The 4,816-nt window shown below is 73.0% G+C and carries 5 protein-coding genes; 2 read left to right on the top strand and 3 right to left on the bottom strand.

The window, feature by feature from the left end; all coding sequences use genetic code 11:
* Nucleotides 1-245: 245 nt before the first annotated feature.
* Together AOK18_RS16635 and AOK18_RS16630 are read left to right on the top strand one after the other, a co-directional pair.
* On the top strand, nucleotides 246-650 hold the full coding sequence (locus tag AOK18_RS16635; RefSeq protein WP_055694883.1) for an ArsR/SmtB family transcription factor: 405 nt from the start codon (nucleotides 246-248) through the stop codon (nucleotides 648-650).
* Nucleotides 647-1,135, top strand: a complete 489-nt coding sequence (locus AOK18_RS16630; RefSeq protein WP_055694882.1) for an SRPBCC family protein — start codon at nucleotides 647-649, stop codon at nucleotides 1,133-1,135. Before AOK18_RS16635 ends, AOK18_RS16630 begins: the two co-directional genes overlap by 4 nt.
* 64 nt (nucleotides 1,136-1,199) lie before the next feature.
* On the opposite strand, the gene AOK18_RS16625 is transcribed toward AOK18_RS16630, so the two are convergent.
* The 3 genes from AOK18_RS16625 to zapE form a co-directional block, all read right to left on the bottom strand.
* Entirely contained in the window at nucleotides 1,200-2,573 is a 1,374-nt protein-coding gene (locus AOK18_RS16625; protein WP_099048897.1) for an alkaline phosphatase PhoX, read from the bottom strand.
* A gap of 198 nt (nucleotides 2,574-2,771) precedes the next feature.
* Nucleotides 2,772-3,773, bottom strand: coding sequence for a slipin family protein (locus AOK18_RS16620; RefSeq protein WP_079105046.1), 1,002 nt, complete (start codon nucleotides 3,771-3,773; stop codon nucleotides 2,772-2,774).
* Between the two features lie 114 nt (nucleotides 3,774-3,887).
* Nucleotides 3,888-4,816 (bottom strand): cell division protein ZapE (gene zapE, locus AOK18_RS16615; RefSeq protein ID WP_055694880.1); only part of this gene is annotated, 929 nt, incomplete at its 5' end.

Below are 4,816 nucleotides of genomic sequence, written 5' to 3'. Positions count from 1 at the left end.
GACGCCGGCGCGGTCGCTGCACGGGGTGGGGTGCGGCGCAGGCGGCGAGCGCGGTGGCGAGGGCGCAGACGGCTGCCACTCGGTGTACCGAGGTGATCATTGTATGAAGATATGACTAATAGTGCGGCATTCCTCCGCATGTGCGGCGGGTGCGCCGTGAGGCCACCCGGACGGCCGCATCCCGGTGTGGCGTCCTCCCGTCCACGTCTTGCGGTGCGGGGCGGGCGGGGTTAACGTACAACCAAATGGTTGTAGATGGATGGGCCGACGAGGCCGTGGACCGGCTGTTCCACGCCCTGGCCGACACGACGCGCCGCGACATACTCCGCCGCTGCGTACGGGGTGAGCTGTCCGTGTCACGTCTGGCCGAGGCGTACCCGATGAGCTTCGCCGCGGTGCAGAAACACGTCACGGTGTTGGAGCGGGCCGGTCTGGTCACCAAGCGGCGCCGTGGCCGGGAACAGCTCGTGCGCACCGATCCCGACGCGGTGGACGGGGCCCGCAGGGCCCTCGACGAGCTGGAGACGGCCTGGCGGGCGCGCGTGGACCGGATGTCCGGTCTGCTGGCGGACGACCCCGGGACCGGCCCCGGGACCGACCCCGGCGCCGGTCCCGGCACCAGGGAAACGACGGAAGGACAGGACCGATGACCGTCACGAACGTGGACAAGGACCTCGAGAGGCTGACCCTCACCGTGATCGCGGACTTCGCCGCACCGGTCGAGAGGGTGTGGCAGCTGTGGGCCGACCCGCGGCGGCTGGAGCGCTGGTGGGGGCCGCCGGCCTACCCGGCCACCGTGGAGGAGCACGACCTCACCCCGGGCGGAGAGGTCAGGTACTTCATGACCGGCCCGGAGGGCGAGAAGTTCGGCGGCTGGTGGCGGATCACGACGGTCACCGCGCCCACCGCCCTCGAGTTCACCGACGGCTTCTCCGGCCCGGACGGCGAACCGAACCCCGAGATGCCGACCACCTCGGTGCGGATGACCCTCGGCGAGCACGAGGGCGGGACCAGGATGGAACTGCGCTCGGTCTTCGACACCCGGGAGCAGATGGAGCAGCTGGCCGAGATGGGCATGGTCGAGGGGCTGCGGCAGTCGATCGGGCAGATGGACGACCTGCTGGCGGACGCCTGAGCCGCGTACGGCCCGCCGGGCCGGCCGGAGGGGCGCCCCGCTCCTCCGGCCCGGCCCGGCGCCGTCACCGCCGCCAGGGCCCCGTGACCGCGAACGTCGTCCCGGGGTCGTAGCAGTTGACGTACATCGTCCGGCCGTCGGGGGAGAAGGAGACGCCCGCGAACTCGCCCCACTCCGGGGCCTCGGGCGTTCCGCCCGCCGCGGTGGCGGCTGATGCGATCGTCTGGCGGTTGCGGGCCAGCGCGTACACCTCGCCGTGCCGGGTGACGCCGTAGACGTGCTGCGCGCCGCCGCCGTCCTCGCAGACCATCAGGCCGCCGCCGGGGGCGAGGCAGATGTTGTCCGGCGACTCGCCGGGGAGCCGTACGTCGGTGTCCGGCCCGAAGACGATCACCAGCGTCAGCCGGCGCCGGTCCGGGTCGTAGCGCCAGATCTGCCCGTAGTGGTCGCCGGCCGAACCCTCCGCGCTGCGGGCGAAGGACGACACGAAGTACACCGACCGCCCGCCCCAGTAGCAGCCCTCCAGCTTCTGCGCGTGCGTGATGCCGCCGGTGCCGAAGTCCTGGAAGCGGATGGGCGTTTCGACGGCCAGCGGGTCCGGTACGTCCACCCACTCGACGCCGTCGAACCGGGCGCCCGTCTCCCGGACCGAGGACAGGTCCGGCACCCCGGGCACCCGCATCGCCTGGAGCCGGCCGCCCGCGCGTAGCGAACCGGTGCCGCCCAGCGGTCTGTCCGGCAGGAACCGGTAGAAGAGGCCGAAGGGCCGCTCGAAGGCGTCCTCCGTCTCGTAGACGACGCCCCGCCCCGGGTCCACCGCGACCGCCTCGTGCTGGAAGCGGCCCATCGCGGTCAGCGGGACGGCGCCCGTACGGCGCGGATCGGCGCCGTCCACCTCGAAGATGAAGCCGTGGTCCTTGGCGTAGCCGTTGGTGCCCGCCTTGTCCTCGGTCTCCTCGCAGGTCAGCCAGGTGTTCCAGGGAGTCGGCCCGCCCGCGCAGTTGACGGCCGTACCGGCGATCGCGACCCGCTCCGAGAGCACCCGGCCGCGGGAGTTCAGGGTCAGCGACGTGCAGCCGCCCTTGCCCTCCGGGTCGTAGGTCAGGCCCTCGACGGCCGGGACCGGGATCCTGCCGCCGGCGCGGTTCTCGTGGTTGCGGACCAGGTGGACGCGGCCCTGCCCACCCGCGAAGGCGGCCATGCCGTCATGGTTGGAGGGGACGGGACCCTCGCCGGAGCGCAGGGCGTCGCCCTCGCGCGACAGCACCCGGTAGCGGAAACCTTTCGGCAGGTCGAGCAGCCCGTCGGGGTCGGGGACGAGGGGGCCGTAGCCGTGGTGGCCGAGCTGCTGCGCGGCGGCGGCAGCGGGGGTGAACAGCTCGGAGAGGGCGCCGGAGAACGCGATGCCGATGCCCAGGGCGCCGGAACGGGCGAGCATCTGACGGCGCGTCGAGGGCGGGGATCCGGTGCCGGACCCCGTTTCCGGCGTACCTGTTTCTGACATGGGGGAACCTTCCTGCTGGCGGACAGGAACCGTGGTCCCGCCGTGTCTATCACCTGCCGTGAGTCACGGGAACCACGCGCGGAGCACGTGTCCCGTGCCCGTCCGCCGCCGGTCCCGCCTCACGTGTCCGGCTCACGTGTCCGGGGGCGAGGCCGGGGCCGGGGCCGGGACCTGGGCCGGTGCGGGGCCGGAGCCGGTGCCGGGGCCCGTGTCCGCGGCCGGGTCCGTGGCCAGGCGGCCGAAGTCCGGGACCTGCCGATCGGTCCGCGGGGGCCGGCCCCCGTCCTCGCCCCCCTCCACGTCCGTGGCGGGGCCCCCGTCCCGGCCGGCCGGCGGCCCGGGGTCCTCGAGGGCGCGTTCCCGTCCCGCCGGCGGCTGGGCGGCCCGTTCCAGGAAGCGCAGCAGTTCGACGGGGAAGGGCAGCACCAGGGTGGAGTTCTTCTCGGCGGACACGGCCACGATGGTCTGCAGCAGCCGCAGCTGCAGCGCCGAGGGCGTGTCCGCCATCTGCTGGGCCGCCTCGGCGAGTTTCCTGGAGGCCTGGAGTTCGGCGTCGGCGTTGATGACCCTGGCGCGGCGCTCGCGGTCGGCCTCGGCCTGGCGGGCCATGGACCGCTTCATGGTGTCGGGCAGCGAGACGTCCTTGATCTCGACACGGTCGATCTGCACGCCCCAGCCGACCGCCGGGCTGTCGATCATCAGTTCCAGGCCCTGGTTCAGCTTCTCGCGGTCGGACAGCAGGTCGTCGAGATCGCTCTTTCCGATGATCGAACGCAGTGAGGTCTGGGCCATCTGGGAGACGGCGAACCGGTAGTCCTCCACGTTCACGAGCGCCGCCGCCGCGTCCACGACCTTGAAGTAGACCACCGCGTCGACCCGCACCGTCACGTTGTCCCGGGTGATGCCCTCCTGCGCGGGCACCGGCATCGTGACGATCTGCAGGTTGACCTTGTGCAGCCGGTCCACGAAGGGGACGATCACCGTGAACCCCGGCTGACGCACCTCGCCGTACAGCCGGCCGAGGCGGAAGACCACCCCGCGTTCGTACTGCTTGACGACCCGCGCCGCCGCGGAGAGGTAGACGACGCCCGCGGCCCCGGTGGCGACGGCCGCGGTGAGCAGCTCCTCGACCATGACGACCTCCCGTCAGAGGTCTGCTTCACACCTTTACGGACACTTCTGCCACGATATGCCCGCTGCCCCGGTCGGGGCCACGGGGTGTCGCACGGCCCGCGGGGGAGGGGGCGGTTACGGGGTGCCCGTGAGCCGGCCCGCGTCGCGGGCCAGGGCGGTGAGCCGGGAGATGGCCCGGAAGTACTTCTTCCGGTAGCCGCCCTCCAGCATCTCCTCGCTGAACAGCCGGTCGAACGGCAGCCCCGAGGCGAGGACGGGCACCTCGCGGTCGTAGAGCCGGTCGGCGAGGACGACGAGGCGCAGCGCCGTCGACTGGTCCGGTACCGGCCGGACACCGGTGAGGCACACGGCGGCGAGCCCGTCGGTCAGGGCGCCGTACCGGCTGGGGTGCACCTTCGCGAGGTGGTCCAGCAGGTCCGCGAAGCCGTCCAGGGAGGCGCCCTCGGTGGCGTGCGCCGTCTTGGACACCAATTCGTCGGTGTACGGCGGCGGCGCCTTCGGCAGGCCGCGGTGGCGGTAGTCCTCGCCGTCGATGCGCAGGGCGCGGAAGTGGGCCGACAGGCCCTGGATCTCGCGCAGGAAGTCGGCCGCGGCGAACCGGCCCTCGCCGAGCCTGCCCGGCAGCGTGTTGGAGGTGGCGGCGAGCGCGACACCCGCCTCGACCAGCTTGCCGAGCAGGGTGGAGACGAGCACGGTGTCGCCGGGGTCGTCCAGTTCGAACTCGTCGATGCACAGGAGCCGGTGGCCGGAGAGGGTCTTCACCGTCTGCTGGAAGCCGAGGGCGCCGACCAGGTTGGTCAGCTCCACGAAGGTGCCGAACGCCTTCAGCGCGGGCTCGGCCGGGGCGGCGTGCCAGAGGGAGGCCAGCAGGTGGGTCTTGCCGACGCCGTACCCGCCGTCGAGGTAGACGCCGCGGGGACCGGCCGGGGCGGGCTTCGCCGCCTTGCCGAAGCCGAACAGCCGGCGCCTGCCGGAACCGCCGGCCGCGGGCCCGCCGAGACCCGCCGCGAACCCCTCGAGGACCCGCACGGCCTCGGTCTGGC

The organism is Streptomyces prasinopilosus (assembly GCF_001419695.1).
Taxonomy (GTDB): Bacteria; Actinomycetota; Actinomycetes; order Streptomycetales; family Streptomycetaceae; genus Streptomyces; species Streptomyces prasinopilosus.
The sequence above is the reverse complement of the archived record's forward strand: the minus strand, read 5'-3'. Positions and strand labels throughout refer to the sequence as shown.